The sequence below is a fragment of the Streptomyces sp. DH37 genome (genome assembly GCF_029813835.1).
GTDB lineage: Bacteria > Actinomycetota > Actinomycetes > Streptomycetales > Streptomycetaceae > Streptomyces.
The window spans coordinates 17,358-33,887 of sequence record NZ_JARVKV010000033.1; the positions used below are offsets into that span (position 1 = coordinate 17,358).

The following is a 16,530-nucleotide window of genomic DNA, read 5'->3' on the forward strand; positions in this document are numbered from 1 at the left end:
ACCACGGCCTACGGGGTCAGGAAGGGAGAGACGTGCGGGGCGGAGCGGACCTGTGAGACTGCTGCACACCTCCGACTGGCACCTGGGTCGGAGCTTCCACCGGGTGAGCCTCCTGTCGGCCCAGGAGGCCTTCGTCGACCACCTCGTGGAGGTGGCGCGCGCCGAGCGCGTCGACGCCCTCCTCGTCGCCGGGGACGTCTACGACCGGGCGGTGCCGCCGCTGGCCGCCGTCGAGCTCTTCGACGACACCCTGCACCGCCTGGCGGACCTCGGCGTGCCGACGGTCATGATCTCCGGGAACCACGACTCGGCCCGGCGGCTGGGCGTGGGCGCCGGACTCATCGAGCGGGCGGGCGTCCACCTGCGCACCGACCCCGCCGGCTGCGCCACCCCCGCCGTCCTGGCCGACGAGCACGGCGAGGTCGCCTTCTACGGCCTGCCCTACCTGGAGCCGGCCCTGGTGAAGGACCACTTCGGGGTGGAGCGGGCCGGGCACGCGGCGGTGCTGGGCGCCGCCATGGACCGGGTCCGCGCCGACCTGGCCGCCCGCCCCGCCGGGACCCGCTCGGTCGTCCTCTCCCACGCCTTCGTCACCGGGGGCGAGCCGTCCGACAGCGAGCGCGACATCACCGTCGGCGGCGTCGCCTCCGTCCCGGCCTCCGTCTTCGAGGGCGTGGACTACGTGGCGCTGGGCCACCTCCACGGCTGCCAGACCCTCGCCGAGCGGATCCGCTACTCCGGTTCGCCGCTCGCCTACTCCTTCTCCGAGACCCACCACCGCAAGTCGGTGTGGCTGGTCGACCTCGGGCCGCGCGGGGAGGTGGCGGCCGAGCGGATCGACTGCCCGGTGCCCCGCCCGCTGGCCCGCGTCCGCGGGAGGCTGGAGGACCTGCTCGCCGACCCCGCCCTGGACCGCCACGAGCACGCGTGGGTCGAGGCCACCCTCACCGACCCCGTCCGCCCGCGCGAGCCGATGGCGAGGCTCGCCGCCCGCTTCCCCCACGTCCTCACCCTCGTCTTCGACCCCGAGCGCGGCCCGGAGGACCCCTTCGCCTCCTACGGGCGGCGGCTGCGCGACCGCACCGACCAGGAGATCGCGGAGGGCTTCGTCGCCCACGTCCGCGGCGGCCAGGGGCCCGACGAGCGCGAACGCGCCCTGCTCGGCGCGGCCCTGGACGCCGTACGCGCCGAGGACGCCCGCACGGAGGCGCCCCGATGAGGCTCCACCGGCTCGCCGTCACCGCCTTCGGCCCCTTCGGCGGCACCCAGGAGGTGGACTTCGGCGAGCTGTCCGCCGCCGGGCTGTTCCTGCTGCACGGGCCCACCGGCGCGGGCAAGACCTCCGTGCTGGACGCCGTCTGCTACGCCCTGTACGGCGGGGTGCCCGGCGCCCGCCAGGCCTCCGGCCCGAGCCGGCTGCGCAGCGACCACGCCGAACCCGGCACCCGCACCCAGGTGGTCCTCGACCTGACCGTCGGCGGCCGGCGGCTGGAGGTCACCCGGCAGCCCGAGCAGTCGCGCCCCAAGAAGCGCGGCACCGGCATGACCACCGACAAGGCCCAGGCCTGGCTGCGCGAGTACGACGCCGCCACCGGCACCTGGAAGGCGCTCAGCCGCTCCCACCAGGAGATAGGCGAGGAACTGGCCCAGCTGCTGGGCATGAGCCGTGAGCAGTTCTGCCAGGTGGTCCTGCTGCCGCAGGGCGACTTCGCGCGCTTCCTGCGGGCCGGGGCGGAGGAGCGGGCCAGGCTGCTGGGCCGCCTGTTCGACACCCGCCGCTTCGCCGCCGTCGAACAGCACCTGGCGGAACTGCGCACCACCGCGCAGCGGCGGGTGCGCGACGGGGACGAGCGGCTGCTCGCCCTGGCCCACCGCATGCGGCAGGCCGCCGGAAGCGGCACCGAGCCGGGCGGCGACCCCTTCGGCGGGCTCTCGCCCGGCGATCCCGGCCTGGCCGGCGCCGTACTCGGGTGGGCCGCGCCCGCCCGCGCCCACGCCCGCGAACGGCTGGACGCCACCGCCTCGGCCGTACGCCTCGCCGAGGAGGCCCACACCGTCGCCCAGCGCCGGCTGGAGGAGGCACGGGAGCTGGACCGGCGCCGCCGCCGGTACGCCGACGCCCGGCGGCGCGCCGACGCCCTGGACGCCCGCGGGGAGGAGCACCGCGCCGACCGCGCCCGGCTGGAGCGGGCCCGCGCGGCCGACACCGTCGCCCCCGCCCTCGCCCTGCGCGAGGAGGCCGAGGCCGGCGGCCGCCGCACCGCGCACGCCGAGGAGCGGGCCCGCGCCGAGCTGCCCGCCGAGCTGTCCCAGGCCCCCGCGGAGCACCTCGCGGAGCTCGAGCGCGCCACCCGCCAGGAGCTGGGCGCCCTGGACGCCGCGCGCCGCGCCGAGGAGCGCTGCGCCCGCCTCTCCGCCGAACTGACCGCACTGGAGCGGGAGTCGGGCTCGGACGAGGAGCTGCTGCGCGAGGCGGAGGAGTGGCTGGCGGACTGGGAGGCCACCCGCACCGCCCACCAGAGGCGCGTGGACGCCGCCGCCGAGGCCGCGCCCCGCGCCGAGCAGCTCGCCCGGCGCCTGGACGCCCTGCGGCGCGCGCTGGACGCCGCGCACCGCCGCGACGACCTCGCCGCCGCGCGGGACGCGGCCGACGCCGAGCTGTCGGCCGCCCGCGAACGGGCCCTGGCGGCCAAGGAGCACTGGCTGGAGATGAAGGAGCGGCGGCTGCGCGGCATCGCCGCCGAACTCGCCGCCGGGCTGAGCGACGGCACGCCGTGCATGGTGTGCGGTTCCTCCGCCCACCCCGATCCGGCCCGCCCCGGCGCCGAACACGTCGACCGCCGCGCCGAGGAGGCGGCCCTGGCCGACTACCAGCGGGCGGAGGACGTACGGCGGCGGGCCGAGCAGCGGCTGGCCTCCGTGCGGGACCGGCTCGCCGCGGCCGGCGAGGAGGCGGGCGAGACGCCCGCCGCCGAACTCGCCGAGCGGATCGCCGCCCTGGAGGCCGAGCACACCGCCGCCCGCCGGGCCGCCGCCGGGGCGCAGGACGCCCGCGCCGCCCTGGAGCGCGCCGTGCGCGAGCACGACGCCCGCGTCGCCGTCCGGCGGGACGCCGAACGCCGGGTGGCGTCCCGCACCTCCCGGCGCGAGGCGCTGCTGGGCGAGCGGGCCGAGCTGGAGGAACAGGTGGCCCGGGTCCGGGGCGAGGCCCCCTCCGTCGCCCACCGCGCGGCCGAACTGGAGCGCCTGGCACGGCGGCTGGCCGCCGCCGCCGAGGCCGCCGCCGCAGCCGAGGCCGCCGCGCTGCGGCTGAAGGAGGCCGACGCCCGGCTCGCGGACGCCGCGTGGCGGGCCGGGTTCGACACCCCGCGGGCCGCCGCCGACGCCCGGCTCGCCGACGCCGAGCAGCGCCTGCTGCAACGCCGCATCGACGACCGGCAGGCCGAGGAGGCGGCCGTCGCGGCCGAACTCGCCGATCCCGAACTGGCCGGGGCCGCCGCCCTCCCACCCGCCTCCGCCGCCGCAGCCGAGGCCGCGCTGGCGGCGGCCGTGGCGCGGCTGAACGCCGCCTCCGCCGCCCACGCCGAGGCGCGCGGCCGCTGCGAGCAGCTCGACCGGCTCTCCGCCCGCGCCCTGGCCGACGCCCGCGAACTCGCCCCGCTGCGCGAGGAGTACGACCGGGTCGCCCGGCTGGCGGCCCTCACCGCCGGGACGTCCGCGGAGAACGAGCGCAGGATGCGCCTGGAGTCCTACGTGCTGGCGGCCCGTCTGGAGCAGGTCGCCGCCGCGGCCAGCGCCCGCCTGGCGCACATGTCCGGGGGCCGCTACGTCCTCGTCCACTCCGACGCGCGCGGTTCCGGCCGCGGCCGCTCGGGACTCGGCCTGCACGTCGTGGACGCCTGGACGGGCAACGAGCGCGACACCGCGACCCTCTCCGGCGGCGAGACCTTCTTCGCCTCCCTCGCCCTCGCGCTCGGCCTCGCCGACGTCGTCACCGAGGAGGCGGGCGGACTGCGCCTGGACACCCTCTTCATCGACGAGGGGTTCGGCAGCCTGGACGACCAGACCCTCGACGAGGTGCTGGACGTCCTGGACTCCCTGCGCGAACGCGACCGCAGCGTCGGCATCGTCAGCCATGTCGCGGACCTGCGCCGGCGCATCCCGGCGCAGCTGGAGGTGGTCAAGACCCGCGCCGGCTCGGCCGTGCGCCACCGGGTGCCGAAAACCGGATGACGACCGGGCGGCACGCCGCGATCATGGTGCTCCATGGTCCCTGACGCGCCCCACCGCGACCCCCGTCCCCTGCTCGGCCGCACCGCCCTGGTCACCGGCGCCTCCCGCCGGGCGGGGATCGGTTACGCGATCGCCCGTCGCCTGGTGGCGTACGGCGCGAGCATCTACCTCCACCACCACACGCCCCACGACGCCGCACAGCCCTGGGGCGCCGACCCGGACGGCCCCGAAGCGCTCGCCGCGGACCTGCGGCCGCTCGCCGCCGACGGCGCGGTCGTCGCCCACGGCCCCGCCGACCTCACCGCCCCCGGCGCCCCGGCGGCCCTGGTCGGCACCGCCGCCGGGGCGCTGGGCGGGCGGCTGGACGTCCTCGTCGCCAACCACGCCCTCAGCGGCCGCGACGGCCGGCTCGACGAGATCGACGCGGACATGCTGGACGCCCACTGGGCGGTGAACACCCGCTCCACGGTGCTGCTGGTCCAGGCGTACGCCCGCCTCCGCGAGGAGGGGCGGGACGGCGGCCGGGTGGTGATGACGACCTCCGGCCAGGACCTGGGGGGCGGCATGCCGGACGAGGTGGCCTACGCCCTGGCCAAGGGCGCCCTCGCCTCCGTCACCCGCACCCTGGCCACCGCGCTGGTCCGCCGGGGCGTCACCGTCAACACGGTCAACCCCGGCCCGGTGGACACCGGTTACGCCACCGGCGAGGGCCACGCGTCCGTCGCCTCCCTCTTCCCCGGCGGGCGGTGGGGGCGGCCGGACGACCCCGCCCGCCTGGTCGCCTGGCTCGCCACCGACGAGGCGTCCTGGATCACCGGCCAGGTCATCACCTCCGATGGCGGCTTCAACCGCTGACCCCGCCGGCCCCGCCGGGCCCGCCGACCCCGCCGGCCCGGCGGGGGCCGGGAGGCCTCAGGAGGCGGGCTTGAGGTGGACCGGCAGGGTCTGGTGGCCGTTGGCGATGAAGGACGCCTGGGGCGTCAGCCCGTCCGGTCCGGCGGCCAGGCGCATGTCCGGGAAGCGTTCGAAGAGGGCCGGGAGCGCGATGGCGGCCTCCATGCGGGCCAGGGGCGCCCCGAGGCAGAAGTGGACGCCGTAGCCGAACGCCAGGTGCTCCCGTTCGGAGCGGGTGAGGTCGAAGGCGTCGGCGTCCTCGCCGTGGAGGGCGGGGTCGCGGCCCGCGGCGCCGAAGGCCAGGATGATGGGGTCCCCCTTGCGGATCGTCACGCCGTCGAGGTCGATGTCCTCCACCGCGTAGCGCAGGGGCATGTGCATGATCGGGCCGTCGACGCGCAGCGTCTCCTCGATCACGTCGTCCCAGCCCGCCTTCCCCTCCCGGACCAGGGCGAGCTGGTCGGGACGGGTGATCAGGGCGTGGGTGGCCTTGGCGATCAGGTTGACGGCCGTCTCGCTGCCCGCGCCGATCATCAGCACGAGGGTGCTGATCAACTGCTCCTCGTCGAACGCGAAGTCGCCGTCGCGGGCGGCGATCAGCTCGCTGGTCATGTCGTCGCCCGGCCGGGCGCGCTTGACGTCCGCGAGCGCGCGCATGCAGGCCCACATCTCGGCGTAGTCGGCCCGCGCCTGCTCGGGGGAGGCGCCGGTGTTCAGGACGGCGTCCATGACCCGGCGGGTCCAGGCGCGCATCTCGGCGGGGACGCCGAACAGCTCGCAGATCACCTCGTTGGGGATGATGTACGCGAACCGGGCGCGCAGGTCGACCGGTTCGCCCGGCTCGGCGGCCTCCAGGTCGGTGATCAGGCCGTCGACGATCTCCTGGACGCGGGGGCGCAGCGCCTCGGTGCGGCGGGGCGTGAAGGAGGGGGCGATCATGTTGCGCAGCCGGCGGTGCTCGGCGCCGTAGCTGGTGAAGGCGCTGACCACCCGGACCCACACGTTCAGCGACCAGTCCTGGGGTATTCGCTCCAGGTCCGGCCAGTGCTGCCGGGGGTCACGGGAGACCCGCCGGTCGCCCGCCAGCCGCTTGATGTGCTCGTGTCCGGTTACCGACCACGCAACCACGCCACCGGGGAGCTCCACCTGCGTCGCCGGCCCCCGGGCGCGGAGGCGGGCCGCCTCGCCGTGGAGGTCGCGGCCTGTGGGGTCGAGGACGTGGACGTCGGGGGATTCCATGGCTGACCTCCGGATGTGGGGTCGGACGGGGCGGGGGTGTGCACGGGCGCGGAGCCGGACGCGGAGAGTGCCGGGAAGGTCACCGGCAGCGCGGACAGGCTGCGGTGGAAGGGACCGGGGCGCCAGGTCAGTTCGGACGCGGGGACGGCCAGCGCCACGTCGGGCAGCACGTCCAGCAGCGTCTCGATCGCCACGTCGGTGATGATCTCCGAGATGCTCTGCGCGGGGCACACGTGCGGCCCCGCGCCGAACGCCAGGTGCGCGTGGTTGGCGGCCCGGCGGTCGCCGCCGCCGTCGCGCGGCTCCTGGGTGTTGGCGGCCGCGTGGCTGATGAGCACCGGGACGCCCGGGGGGATCAGCAGCCCGGCGCCGGAGTCGTCGCGCAGGTCGTACTCGTTCGTGGCGTAGTGGAAGCAGAAGTTCGCCATCGGCGACTGCTCCCACAGCACCTCGTTGAGCGCGTCGGAGACGGTGAGGCTGCCGCCGGAGAGGTCGCCGGCGAACCGGTCGTCGGTCAGCAGCAGCATGATCGCGCTGGAGATCCAGGCCGACTGCGGGACGGTGCCCGCGCCGATGAGGACCACCAGCTGGTGGATCATCTCCTCGTCCGACAGCCCCAGCGGGTGGTGCAGCAGCCAGGAGGTCACGTCGGCGGCGGGGGAGCGGCGCTTGACGGCGATGAGCTCGCCCAGGCAGCGGGCCAGGTCCTCGCTGCCCCGCTGGGCGGTGGTGGGCTCGGCGTCGATCATCCGCGCGCACGCCCGGGACATCCGGTCCGCCAGCGCGTCGTCGCAGCCGAAGAGCTGGGTGAACACCAGTGCCGGAAGGCGCTCGGCGTACTGGGAGACCAGGTCCGCCGAGCCCGCGGGGCCGAACTCGTCGATGAGCGCGGTCGCGCTGCGCTGCACGAAGGCGCGCACGCGGTAGGAGTCGACGCGGGCCAGGGCGTCGTCGACGGTCCTGCGCAGCCGCAGGTGCCGGTCGCCGTCGGCGAACAGCAGACTGGGCCGGAAGCCCATCATCGGGACGACCTGGTTGTCCATCGGGATCTGCCCCTGGTTCAGGGCCGTCCAGCGGCGGGCGTCCTTGCTGAACTGCGAGCTGCGCAGGACCTCCAGCGCCGCGTCGTAGTCGGTGACCACGATGGCCGGGACGCCGGGGGCGAGTTCCACCCAGCTCGCCGGGCCCTGGGCGCGGAGCCTGGCGTAGGTGGCGTCCGGGTCGGCGGCGAAGTCGGGTCCGTACAGCGGGGGCAGACCGCCGGCGGAGAGGCCGGCGGGCACCCCCGAGGCCCGGTGGGCGGGGCAGCCCGGCGGGGGGACCGTGTCCGGGCCGGAAGGCGGGGTTGTCACGAAACGTGCTCCTGGTAGTAGGTGCGGACGTGCTTGACCAGGGCGATCAGCGCCCGTGCGGCGGAGGCGCGGTCCCGCGCGTCGCAGTCGACCAAGGGGGTCTCGGGCCTCAGGTCGAGGGCCTCGCGCAGCTCCTCGTCCGGGAAGCGCGGCGAGTCGGGGAAGGAGTTGAGGGCGACCGCGTACGGCAGGCCGTGCCGCTCCACCATCTCCATCGCGTCGAAGGAGGCGTCCAGACGCCGGGTGTCGGCCAGCACCAGGGCGCCGTAGGCGCCCCGGGTCAGCTGCTGCCACACCGGCCCCACCCGCACGAAGCGCTGCTGGCCGGGCGCGCCGAACAGGTACAGCACCAGCTCGGGGGAGAGGGTGAGGCGGCCGAAGTCCATCGCGACGGTGGTCGTCCTCTTCTCCTCCACGCCCTTGAGGTCGTCCACCAGCGCGCCGGCCTGCGTCATGACCTCCTCGGTCCGCAGCGGCTCGATCTCGCTGACCGCGCCGATCAGCGTGGTCTTGCCGACGCCGAACGGCCCGACGACGAGCAGCTTCGCGGCGGTCTGGACGGTGTCGCGAACGTAGATGCCGCTGTCAGAGAATGTTGTTGAGGCCATCCAGGACCTTCTCCAGGACGTCGAGGTCGGTGGGCCGGGCCACCGGCGGGGGCTTGCGCGCGACCACGTGGCCGCTGTCGATCAGGTCCGCCAGCAGGATCGTGGTGACGGACACGGGGAGCCGCACGTGGCCGGCGACCTCCGCCACCGACAGGTAGCCGCCCTGGCAGAGCCGGACCATCCTCTGCTGCTCCGGCTCCAGTTCCGCCAGGGGCCGGTCACCGGTCGCGGTGACGAGGGTGACCAGCTCCAGGGCGTGGGTGTTGCGGCTGGGCTCGTGGCGGCCGCCGGTGATGACGTACTGCCGGACCAGGTCCGTGCGTGCGCGGCGGGGCGTCATGTCGGACTGCCCGGGTCGTGGCGGGGTTCGCTGGCCATCTGCCCGCCGAGCTGCGCCACCAGCTGGTGCATCCGGAAGCCGATGGCCTCCACGTCCGCCGCGCCGGAGGTGCCCACGGTGAGGAAGCTGCCGTCGCCCGCCCGGATGGTGATGACGTACCCGTCGCGGAACTGCGTCAGGCTCTGCTCCCACGACTCGGGCTCGGAGCGGCACAGCCGGGCGCTGGCGCTGGAGGTGGCCTGCACCCCGGCCAGCGCCGCGGCCATCTGCTCGGCGGTGTCCCGGTCGAGGTTCGGGGTGCACGCCCGCACCAGGCCGTCCCCCGAGACCAGCAGGGCGTCGTGGACCTCGGGCTGGTCCATGAGCTGGCTCAGCATCCAGGCCAGCTTCTCGTTGTCGAAGATCATGCCTCGGTGTTCCCTTCAGACCCTCCGGGCGCGGACCCCTCGGGTGTCGACGTGGTGCGCTGGGCGGCCCGTGCGGCGCGGGCGAAGCCGCCCAGGGTGGCCGCGGACTCCCGCGGCGAGCGGCCGGACTCCGGCTGCCCGGCGGAGCGGGGCGCCGGTATGGCGGGCGTCGGCGCGTCGGCGGTGCGCCGACGCCGCTTGGGCAGTCCGCCCGCGGTCGTCGCGCCGGCCGCCGGTCCCGCCGCACCCGGCGCCGCGGCGGGTTCCGGCCGGGAGCCGGAGGAGCCGGCGGCGGCCACCGGCCGGGTCGGGGCGGCGTCGGTGAGGAGCGAGCTGGGCAGGAACGTCACGGCCCGCACGCCGCTGTAGGGGGACTTGGTCACCGACACCTCGAACCCGTACCGGGCGCTCAGCAGGCCGATCACCGCGAAGCCGAACTTCGGCGGGTCGCCGAGCTGGGTGATGCTGACGGGGGACTGCCCCGACAGCAGGCGCTGCGCCCGCTCCCGTTCGCCCGGCTGCAGGCCCACGCCCTTGTCGTCGACGATGACGGACAGTCCGTTGTGCGCGCGCTCGAACTGCACCAGCACCTTGGTGTCCGGGTGCGAGTAGCGGGTGGCGTTCTCCAGCAGCTCGGCGAGCGCGAGCACCAGACCCTCCACGGTCCGTCCGACGACGGCGCGGTCGCCCTCGTCGTGGAAGATCTTGACGCGCCGGAAGTCCAGGATGCGGCTGACCGCGCCCCGCACCACGTCGCTGAGCGGGGTGGCGTTGTGCTGGCGGCCCGGGTAGGAGCCGCACACCACGGTGATCGCCTGGGCGCGGCGCAGGATCTGGGCGGTGGCGTGGTCGACCACCTGCAGATCGCCCAGCACCTCGGGCGAGTCGTGCTTCCTGAGCATGTCGGTGACGGCCATCTGCTGCTTGTTGGCCAGCGCCTGGAGGGTGCGGGCCACGGAGAGCAGCGTCGCCTGGGTCATCTGCGCGGTGCGGCCCTCGGCGTCGGTGAGGGCGCGCACGACCTGCTCCTGGAGGTCGCCGAGGTGGCGGGCGAACGGCGTTCCGGCCAGTTCCGCGGAGACCGGGGGGAGCTCCGGCACGGGCTGCCGGTCGCCGACGGCCTGGACGGTCGCCGGCAGGCTCACCCCGGCCAGCCGGGCCAGTTCGGCGTCCCGCGCCCGGTTGCCGGAACGGACGTCGGACAACTGTGTCCGCAGCTCGCGGATCAGACGGGCCTGGCGCACCGCCACCGGTGCGAGGGCCACTGCCAGGCCCGAGCCGAGCAGGCTCGCCACAGTCGTTATATCGGTCATCAACTTTCCTCGCGGACGCGTCGTTGCGGGAAGAAACGGTCAAACCGCCGGGTGTGGCCGACCGGGGGGATCACGGGTCGCGTGCGACGACAGCGTAGGACCCCGGCAGGGGCGAGGGAGGGGAAATGGCCAGGCTGTGGCCGTGCGGATGATCGTCTGCTATGGCGTCGGACCGGAGGGCCCGCGGGGCGGCCGGAGGAGGGCGGCGGGACTTTCCGCGAACCGGTTCTGTACACCAGCAACGTGTCGAAAACGTGACAGCCATATGACGGCTGCATGGCGGGGTGCCGCGGCGCTACGGCGCCACCGCACCCCGCCACGAGGATGGCGCGAGGAGGGGCGGAGAACCGCCGCGCGGCCCCGGAGGCCCGCCCCTCGCGGGGCGCGCGAGCCGTCGCCCGCGCGCCCCGCGGGATGCCGTGCGGCGCTCAGAGCGCGGACAGCTCCGCCACCAGGTCGTCCAGACCCAGCGAGCCCAGCGACAGCGCGTCCATGTGCCACCTCTTGGCGTCGAAGGCCTCGCCGCGTGCCGCGCGTGCCGCCTCGCGCCCCTTCAGCCAGGCCCGTTCGCCCAGCTTGTAGCCGATCGCCTGGCCCGGCATGCCCAGGTACCGCACCAGCTCGCTCTCCACGAAGTCCGCCGGGCGCCCGCTGTGCAGGCCGAAGAACTCCTGGGCCAGGGCGGGGGTCCACCGCTCGCCGGGGTGGAAGGGGGAGTGGTCCGGGATCTCCAGGGCCAGGTGCATGCCGATGTCCACGACGACCCGGGTGGAACGCATCATCTGCGCGTCCAGGTAGCCCAGCCGCAGCTCGGCGTTGTGCAGGAAGCCGAGTTCGTCCATGAGCCGCTCCGCGTACAGCGCCCAGCCTTCGGCGTTGGCGCTGACCATGCCCACCGACGTCTGGTAGCGCGAGAGGCGGTCGGCGACGTACGTCCACTGGGCGAGCTGGAGGTGGTGGCCGGGAACGCCCTCGTGGTACCAGGTGGTGACCAGGTCGTAGACGGGGAAGCGCGTCTCGCCCATCGTCGGCAGCCAGGTGCGGCCCGGCCGGGAGAAGTCCAGCGACGGCTCGGTGTAGTACGGCGCGGCGGCGCCGCCGGGCGGGGCGATCATGGACTCCACGCGCCGGACGGGTCCGGCCAGTTCGAAGTGCGTGCCGTCCAGCTTCTCGATCGCCTCGTCCATCAGCTCCTGGAGCCACACCCGGGTCTCCTCCACGCCCTCGACCGCCTCGCCGTGCGTGTCGAGGTGGCGCAGCGCCTCCCAGGGGGTCGCCGCGCCGGGCAGGACCTTCTCGGCCTCGGCGCGCATCTCGGCGTGGACGCGGTGGTACTCCTCCCAGCCGTACGCGTACGCCTCCTCCAGGTCCAGGTCGGTGCCGTTCCAGTAGCGCGACCACCGCCGGTACCGCTCGCGGCCCACGATGTCCGGGGCACCCTGCACGGCCGGGGCGTAGGTGTCGCGCAGCCAGTCGCGCAGGCCGGCCACGGCGCCGGCGGCCGCCGCGGCGCCCCTGTCCAGCTCGGCGCGCAGGGACTCGGGGCCGTCGGCGGCGAAGGAGGCGAACCAGCTCCCGCCGCCGCCCTCGCCGATCCACTCGCCGAGCTGACCGATCACCGTGGCCACCTGGCGCGGGCCGGCCGGGAGCCCGCCGGCCAGCCCCTCGGCCAGCGAGGCGCGGTAGCCCTCCAGGGCCGCCGGCACGGCGCCCATCCGCCGGGCGACGGCCGCCCAGTCCTCGTCGGTCGCGGTCGGCATGAGGGTGAACACGCCGCGCACCGAGTGCGCCGGGGAGTGGAGGTTGCTGACGGCGCGCAGTCCCTCGCCCGCCTCGTGCACGGCGAGTTCGGCGGTCAGCCGCTCGCGCAGCAGGCGCGCGCAGCGCCGCTCCGCGTCGCCGTCGCCGCCGGGCCGCCGCTCGGCCTCGGCGAGCCGCTCCAGGGTGGCGCGGCCCAGGGCGGCCCGGGCCTCCTGGCCGTCGGGGGAGAAGTCGGGCAACCGCCCCGAGCCGCCGGGGAGGCCGAGGTAGGTGCCGAGGATCGGGTCGAGTTCGACGAGGGCGTCGACGTAGGCGTCGGCGACCTGCCGGGGCAGGGGCGCGGTGACGGATGAGGTGCCGGACGAGGTGCCGGATGAGGTGTTCGTGGCGTCGGACATGGGCCTCATCCTGGTACGGCGGCGCTCGCCGCGTCACCGGGGAGTCCGTCTTCGCCGGCGCGCGCCCGCACGGACCGCCGTGCGGGCGCCGCGTCACCGCTGCTGCGCGGGCGGCAGCAGCGGGCCGCACGTCCACTGCTGGAAGATCAGCCGCGTCTCGACCCGGGCCACCTCCCGGCGCGAGGTGAACTCGTCCAGCACCAGCCGCTGGAGGTCGGCGGTCCCGGCGACCGCCACGTGGACGAGGTAGTCGTCGGGGCCGGTCAGGTGGAACAGGGCCCGCGACTCCGGCAGCGCCCGGACGCGTTCCACGAACGGGCCGATCAACTCCCTGCGGTGGGGACGGACCTGGACCGACAGAAGGGCCTCCAGAGGCCTTCCGAGTTTGGCTGGATCCAGTCGTAGCGCATGGCCGAGGATCACCCCGCCGCGGCGCAGGCGCGCCACCCGGTCCAGACAGGTCGAGGGAGCGACGCCGACGGCGGCGGCGAGATCGCGGTAGGTGGTCCGGGCGTCGTTCTGCAGAAGGCGCAGAATCTCCAGATCGACCGGGTCGAGTGCGACGGAATCGGACATCGGCCGAACATAGCACGGTCGTTTTCCGCTACACGCCGGTAGTTGTTCAACATCGCGGCATGACCCACCAGGACAGCATGGACACGACACCGCCGGCTCCCACCCGTTCGCTGGCCACCGAGGCCGTGCACGCCGGGCGCGAGGACCTCGCCGCCCTCGGGCTGCACGCCGCCCCCCTGGACCTGTCCACCACCTACCCGTCCCACGACAGCCGGGCCGAGGCCGCCCGGCTGGACGAGTTCGCCGCCACCGGCGCCCGGCTGCAGGGCCCGCCGGTCTACGCCCGGCTCGACAACCCCACCGTGGCGCGCTTCGAGACGGCCCTGGCCCGGCTGGAGGGCGCCGAGGCGGCCGTCGCCTTCGCCAGCGGCATGGCGGCCCTCACGGCCGTGGTGCTGGTGCGCGCCGCCCGGGGGCTGCGGCACGTCGTCGCGGTCCGGCCGCTGTACGGATGCAGCGACCACCTGCTCACCAGCGGGCTGCTGGGCACCGAGGTGACCTGGACGGACCCGGCCGGCATCGCCGACGCCATACGCCCCGACACCGGTCTGGTGATGGTGGAGACACCGGCCAATCCGACTCTGTCCGAAATCGATCTGAGGGCCGTGGCGCACTCCTGCGGTTCGGTGCCGCTGCTGGTCGACAACACCTTCGCCACCCCCGTCCTGCAGCGCCCGGTCGAGCACGGCGCCCGGATCGTGCTGCACAGCGCCACCAAGTACCTGGGCGGCCACGGCGACGTCCTCGGCGGCGTCGTCGCCTGCGACGAGGAGACGGCCCGCGAGCTGCGGAAGGTGCGCTTCGCCACCGGCGGCGTGCTCCACCCGCTCGCCGGCTACCTGCTGCTGCGCGGCCTGTCCACCCTGCCGGTGCGGATGCGGGCGCAGTCCGCCACGGCCGCCGAACTGGCCCGGCGCCTGGCGGACGACCCGCGGATCGCCCGGGTGCACTACCCGGAACTGGGCGGCGCCATGGTCTCCTTCGAGGTGCACGGGGACCCGCACGAGGTGATCGCGGGAGTGCGGCTGATCACCCCGGCGGTCAGCCTCGGCAGCGTGGACACCCTCATCCAGCACCCCGGCTCCATCAGCCACCGCATCATCGGGGAGGACGACCGCCGCACCGGCGGGATCAGCGAGCGGCTGCTGCGGATGTCGGTCGGTCTGGAGGACGCCGAGGACCTGTGGCGCGACCTCGACGCGGCACTCGGCCCCGCCCGCGGGGCCGCGGGCGGGGCCGGAGGGCGGGCCGGGGGCGCCGCGGACGTCAGTGCCGCCCCGTCTCCGCGGCGGCGGGAACCGGAGCGAGCCGGGCGGTGATCACCAGGGTGCCCTCCTCGACCTGGTAGTCCAGCGGCAGCCCCAGACCGCGCATGGCCGCCACCATGCCGGTGTTGTGCGACTGCGTCACGGCGTAGACGCTCTCGCAGCGCGCCTCGGCGGCCATCGCCACCAGCCGGCGCAGCAGTTCGGCGCCGATGCCGCGGCGCTGCCAGACGTCCTCGACGAGGAGGGCCACCTCGGTCTCGTCGCCGTCCCACATCAGGTGGCCGAGCGCCACCAGCTTCCCCGACGCCGTCTCGGCCGCCAGGGTGCGGCCGAAGCGCGGGCTGAGCAGGTGGTCCAGATAGCGGTCGGCGTCCTTGACCGGACCGTGGTAGCGCGAGGACAGGGTCCGCTCCGAGCAGCGCCTGTGCATCGCCCGGGCGGCCTCCAGATCGCGGGTGCCCGCCCGCCGTACGGTGATCTCGTTCCCCTCGGGGAGCGTGAGCGTCTCGCGGCGGCGCGGCACCCGGCCCACCGCCCCCTCCCCGGCGGCGGCCGCGAGGGTCCCGTCCAGCCGGGCGTCCAGCTCGACCAGGGCGCGCGCCCGGGCGAACTCGGTCGGGGTGAAGGGCGGGCAGGGGCGTTCGACGACGATCGTCCCGCCGCGCGGATCGCGCATCCGCATCACCGTCTCCTCCAGCACGCCGTCCTCCGGGGTCTCCTCCCCGGGCGGCCGGCCGCCCGGCCGCGCGGGCACCGAGCGGATCGTGCAGCGGCCGAGCAACTGCCGCAGGGCGAGCGGCAGCTCGGCGCTGTCCAGGGCGGTACGGGTGGCCAGGCCCAGCACATGGGCGGGGGTGTCCACCAGGTCGTGGGCGTCGGCCCGCTCCAGCCAGGTGTCCCGGCCGCCCGCCGCGGTCGCCGCCCGGGTCAGCTCGGCGGCCTCCAGCGCGCGGGGCGCCCGCAGCAGGAACTCGTCCACCGTCACCTCGCCCAGCGGGTGCGTCTGGAGGCCGACGACGTCCACCCGCAGCTCCGCCAGGACGGTGCACAGCGCGGCCAGGGAGCCGGGCTTCTCCCGCACGGTGGTGCGCAGCCGCCACAGCACCGGCGGCTCCCGGTCGGACGGCGCGGGCGCGGGGGGCGCCGGGGGCCCCGCGGAGTCCGCGGCGGCAGTACGGCCCGTGTCCGCCGTACTGCCGCCGGGATCGGGCGGCGGGTGGGGGTGGCGCCGCGCCCACCAGGTGTGGATCCCGACCGTGGCCAGCAGGGCGGCGGCCGACAGGACCAGCAGCGTGGGGCCGTCGGGCCCGTGCGCCACCGTCTTGGCGATGCTGTCGGCCACGGTCACGGCCGTGAACAGCGCCGCCAGCTCGACCAGGTCGTGCCGCCAGTGGTGCGGGCCCCGGGCCCCGCGGCGGGAGGCGCGGCGAGCGGTGCGGCGAGCGGTGCGGCGGTCTGCGCGGTGTGCGGAGGATGCGGTCATGCCGCCACTCTCGCCGACCGGTGTTGCGCGATCACGAACGGTCTGTGACCGATGGGTTAAGGGCCTTCTGGGCACCATGCCCTTTTTGTCATGCGCGGGAGGCGCGGGAGAGCCGCCGCAGCACCGCCCCGCACCGCCGGGCGTACAGCCGCTGGAACAGTGGGACGAGCGGACCGGCGGCCCGCGCCCACCACAGCTCGGGGCGGCTGAACGCCCGTACCTCCAGCCACACCGTCCCGTCGTCCGCCCACCGGACGACGAACGCCTCCTCGCCGCGCTCCGGGTGGCCCGGCAGCGTCCCGTAGCCGAAGCCGGCCCGCCGCTCGCCCTCCACCGTCCACACCACCCGGCACGGGGCGTGGATCCTCAGCCGTCCGGCGCCCAGGCCCACCACCACGCGCACCCCGGGCTCGGCGCGCGGGGAGGCGGTCGCCATCTCCACACCCATGGCGCGGTGCATCCGCCAGGCCAGCACGGCCCGCCCGGCGGCCCGGAAGACCTCCTCGCCCGAGCCGAGGCGGGTGCGCACCCGCAGGCGCCCGAAGCCCGGCGGGTAGCCGGACGGGTCGTCCCCGCGGGTCGCCCCCGCCCCGGCGTAGGTCAGACCGGCGGTGGGATCGTCCGTGCGGTCGTCGCTTCCGTCCATGGACGAAAAGCG

14 protein-coding genes are annotated in these 16,530 nt (G+C 75.7%); 4 read left to right on the top strand and 10 right to left on the bottom strand.

The window, feature by feature from the left end:
- The first annotated feature begins 52 nt into the window (after positions 1-52).
- The 3 genes from QC029_RS17630 to QC029_RS17640 are packed head-to-tail and all read left to right on the top strand — an operon-like array spanning position 53 to position 5,088.
- The gene (locus QC029_RS17630; protein WP_279556641.1) at positions 53-1,219 is read left to right on the top strand and encodes an exonuclease SbcCD subunit D; all 1,167 of its coding nucleotides are present in this window, start codon (positions 53-55) and stop codon (positions 1,217-1,219) included.
- The gene (locus QC029_RS17635; protein ID WP_279556642.1) at positions 1,216-4,233 is read left to right on the top strand and encodes an SMC family ATPase; all 3,018 of its coding nucleotides are present in this window, start codon (positions 1,216-1,218) and stop codon (positions 4,231-4,233) included. The genes QC029_RS17630 and QC029_RS17635 overlap by 4 nt, the downstream gene beginning before the upstream one ends.
- Before the next feature lie 33 nt (positions 4,234-4,266).
- Complete coding sequence (locus tag QC029_RS17640) at positions 4,267-5,088, top strand: SDR family oxidoreductase (protein ID WP_279556643.1); 822 nt, start codon at positions 4,267-4,269, stop codon at positions 5,086-5,088.
- A gap of 57 nt (positions 5,089-5,145) precedes the next feature.
- Here the strand turns inward: QC029_RS17640 and QC029_RS17645 are convergent, their stop codons facing one another.
- The 8 genes from QC029_RS17645 to QC029_RS17680 form a co-directional block, all read right to left on the bottom strand.
- A complete protein-coding gene (locus tag QC029_RS17645) occupies positions 5,146-6,255 on the bottom strand; it encodes a cytochrome P450 (protein WP_279556644.1) in 1,110 nt (369 codons plus the stop codon).
- A complete protein-coding gene (locus QC029_RS17650; RefSeq protein ID WP_279556645.1) occupies positions 6,237-7,718 on the bottom strand; it encodes a cytochrome P450 in 1,482 nt (493 codons plus the stop codon). The genes QC029_RS17645 and QC029_RS17650 overlap by 19 nt, the downstream gene beginning before the upstream one ends.
- Positions 7,715-8,326 carry an ATP/GTP-binding protein gene (locus QC029_RS17655; protein WP_279556646.1) on the bottom strand — a complete coding sequence of 204 codons (612 nt, stop codon included), beginning with the start codon at positions 8,324-8,326 and terminating at the stop codon, positions 7,715-7,717. The genes QC029_RS17650 and QC029_RS17655 overlap by 4 nt, the downstream gene beginning before the upstream one ends.
- Complete coding sequence (locus tag QC029_RS17660) at positions 8,304-8,666, bottom strand: DUF742 domain-containing protein (RefSeq protein WP_279556647.1); 363 nt, start codon at positions 8,664-8,666, stop codon at positions 8,304-8,306. The genes QC029_RS17655 and QC029_RS17660 overlap by 23 nt, the downstream gene beginning before the upstream one ends.
- The gene (locus tag QC029_RS17665; protein ID WP_279556648.1) at positions 8,663-9,073 is read right to left on the bottom strand and encodes a roadblock/LC7 domain-containing protein; all 411 of its coding nucleotides are present in this window, start codon (positions 9,071-9,073) and stop codon (positions 8,663-8,665) included. The genes QC029_RS17660 and QC029_RS17665 overlap by 4 nt, the downstream gene beginning before the upstream one ends.
- Positions 9,070-10,386, bottom strand: a complete 1,317-nt coding sequence (locus QC029_RS17670; RefSeq protein WP_279556649.1) for an ATP-binding protein — start codon at positions 10,384-10,386, stop codon at positions 9,070-9,072. The genes QC029_RS17665 and QC029_RS17670 overlap by 4 nt, the downstream gene beginning before the upstream one ends.
- Before the next feature lie 428 nt (positions 10,387-10,814).
- A complete protein-coding gene (locus QC029_RS17675) occupies positions 10,815-12,545 on the bottom strand; it encodes a DUF885 domain-containing protein (protein ID WP_279556650.1) in 1,731 nt (576 codons plus the stop codon).
- A 93-nt stretch (positions 12,546-12,638) separates the two neighbouring features.
- Positions 12,639-13,121, bottom strand: coding sequence for an Lrp/AsnC family transcriptional regulator (locus QC029_RS17680; protein WP_279556651.1), 483 nt, complete (start codon positions 13,119-13,121; stop codon positions 12,639-12,641).
- 59 nt (positions 13,122-13,180) lie between these two features.
- On the opposite strand from QC029_RS17680, the gene QC029_RS17685 reads away from it, so the two are divergent.
- Entirely contained in the window at positions 13,181-14,440 is a 1,260-nt protein-coding gene (locus QC029_RS17685; RefSeq protein WP_279556652.1) for a PLP-dependent aspartate aminotransferase family protein, read from the top strand.
- Here the strand turns inward: QC029_RS17685 and QC029_RS17690 are convergent.
- On the bottom strand, positions 14,388-15,872 hold the full coding sequence (locus QC029_RS17690) for a GNAT family N-acetyltransferase (RefSeq protein ID WP_279556653.1): 1,485 nt from the start codon (positions 15,870-15,872) through the stop codon (positions 14,388-14,390). The genes QC029_RS17685 and QC029_RS17690 overlap by 53 nt on opposite strands.
- 88 nt (positions 15,873-15,960) lie before the next feature.
- Complete coding sequence (locus QC029_RS17695) at positions 15,961-16,518, bottom strand: DUF1990 family protein (protein WP_279556654.1); 558 nt, start codon at positions 16,516-16,518, stop codon at positions 15,961-15,963.
- Positions 16,519-16,530: the final 12 nt, after the last annotated feature.

Bases quoted from the DNA above. Each gene is read 5' to 3' on its own strand.
- QC029_RS17685 (WP_279556652.1), top strand. From the start codon at position 13,181: ATGACCCACCAGGACAGCATGGACACGACACCGCCGGCTCCCACCCGT.
- QC029_RS17640 (WP_279556643.1), top strand. From the start codon at position 4,267: ATGGTCCCTGACGCGCCCCACCGCGACCCCCGTCCCCTGCTCGGCCGC.
- QC029_RS17695 (WP_279556654.1), bottom strand. From the start codon at position 16,518: ATGGACGGAAGCGACGACCGCACGGACGATCCCACCGCCGGTCTGACC.
- QC029_RS17690 (WP_279556653.1), bottom strand. From the start codon at position 15,872: ATGACCGCATCCTCCGCACACCGCGCAGACCGCCGCACCGCTCGCCGC.
- QC029_RS17665 (WP_279556648.1), bottom strand. From the start codon at position 9,073: ATGATCTTCGACAACGAGAAGCTGGCCTGGATGCTGAGCCAGCTCATG.
- QC029_RS17635 (WP_279556642.1), top strand. From the start codon at position 1,216: ATGAGGCTCCACCGGCTCGCCGTCACCGCCTTCGGCCCCTTCGGCGGC.
- QC029_RS17655 (WP_279556646.1), bottom strand. From the start codon at position 8,326: ATGGCCTCAACAACATTCTCTGACAGCGGCATCTACGTTCGCGACACC.
- QC029_RS17660 (WP_279556647.1), bottom strand. From the start codon at position 8,666: ATGACGCCCCGCCGCGCACGCACGGACCTGGTCCGGCAGTACGTCATC.
- QC029_RS17680 (WP_279556651.1), bottom strand. From the start codon at position 13,121: ATGTCCGATTCCGTCGCACTCGACCCGGTCGATCTGGAGATTCTGCGC.
- QC029_RS17670 (WP_279556649.1), bottom strand. From the start codon at position 10,386: ATGACCGATATAACGACTGTGGCGAGCCTGCTCGGCTCGGGCCTGGCA.
- QC029_RS17675 (WP_279556650.1), bottom strand. From the start codon at position 12,545: ATGTCCGACGCCACGAACACCTCATCCGGCACCTCGTCCGGCACCTCA.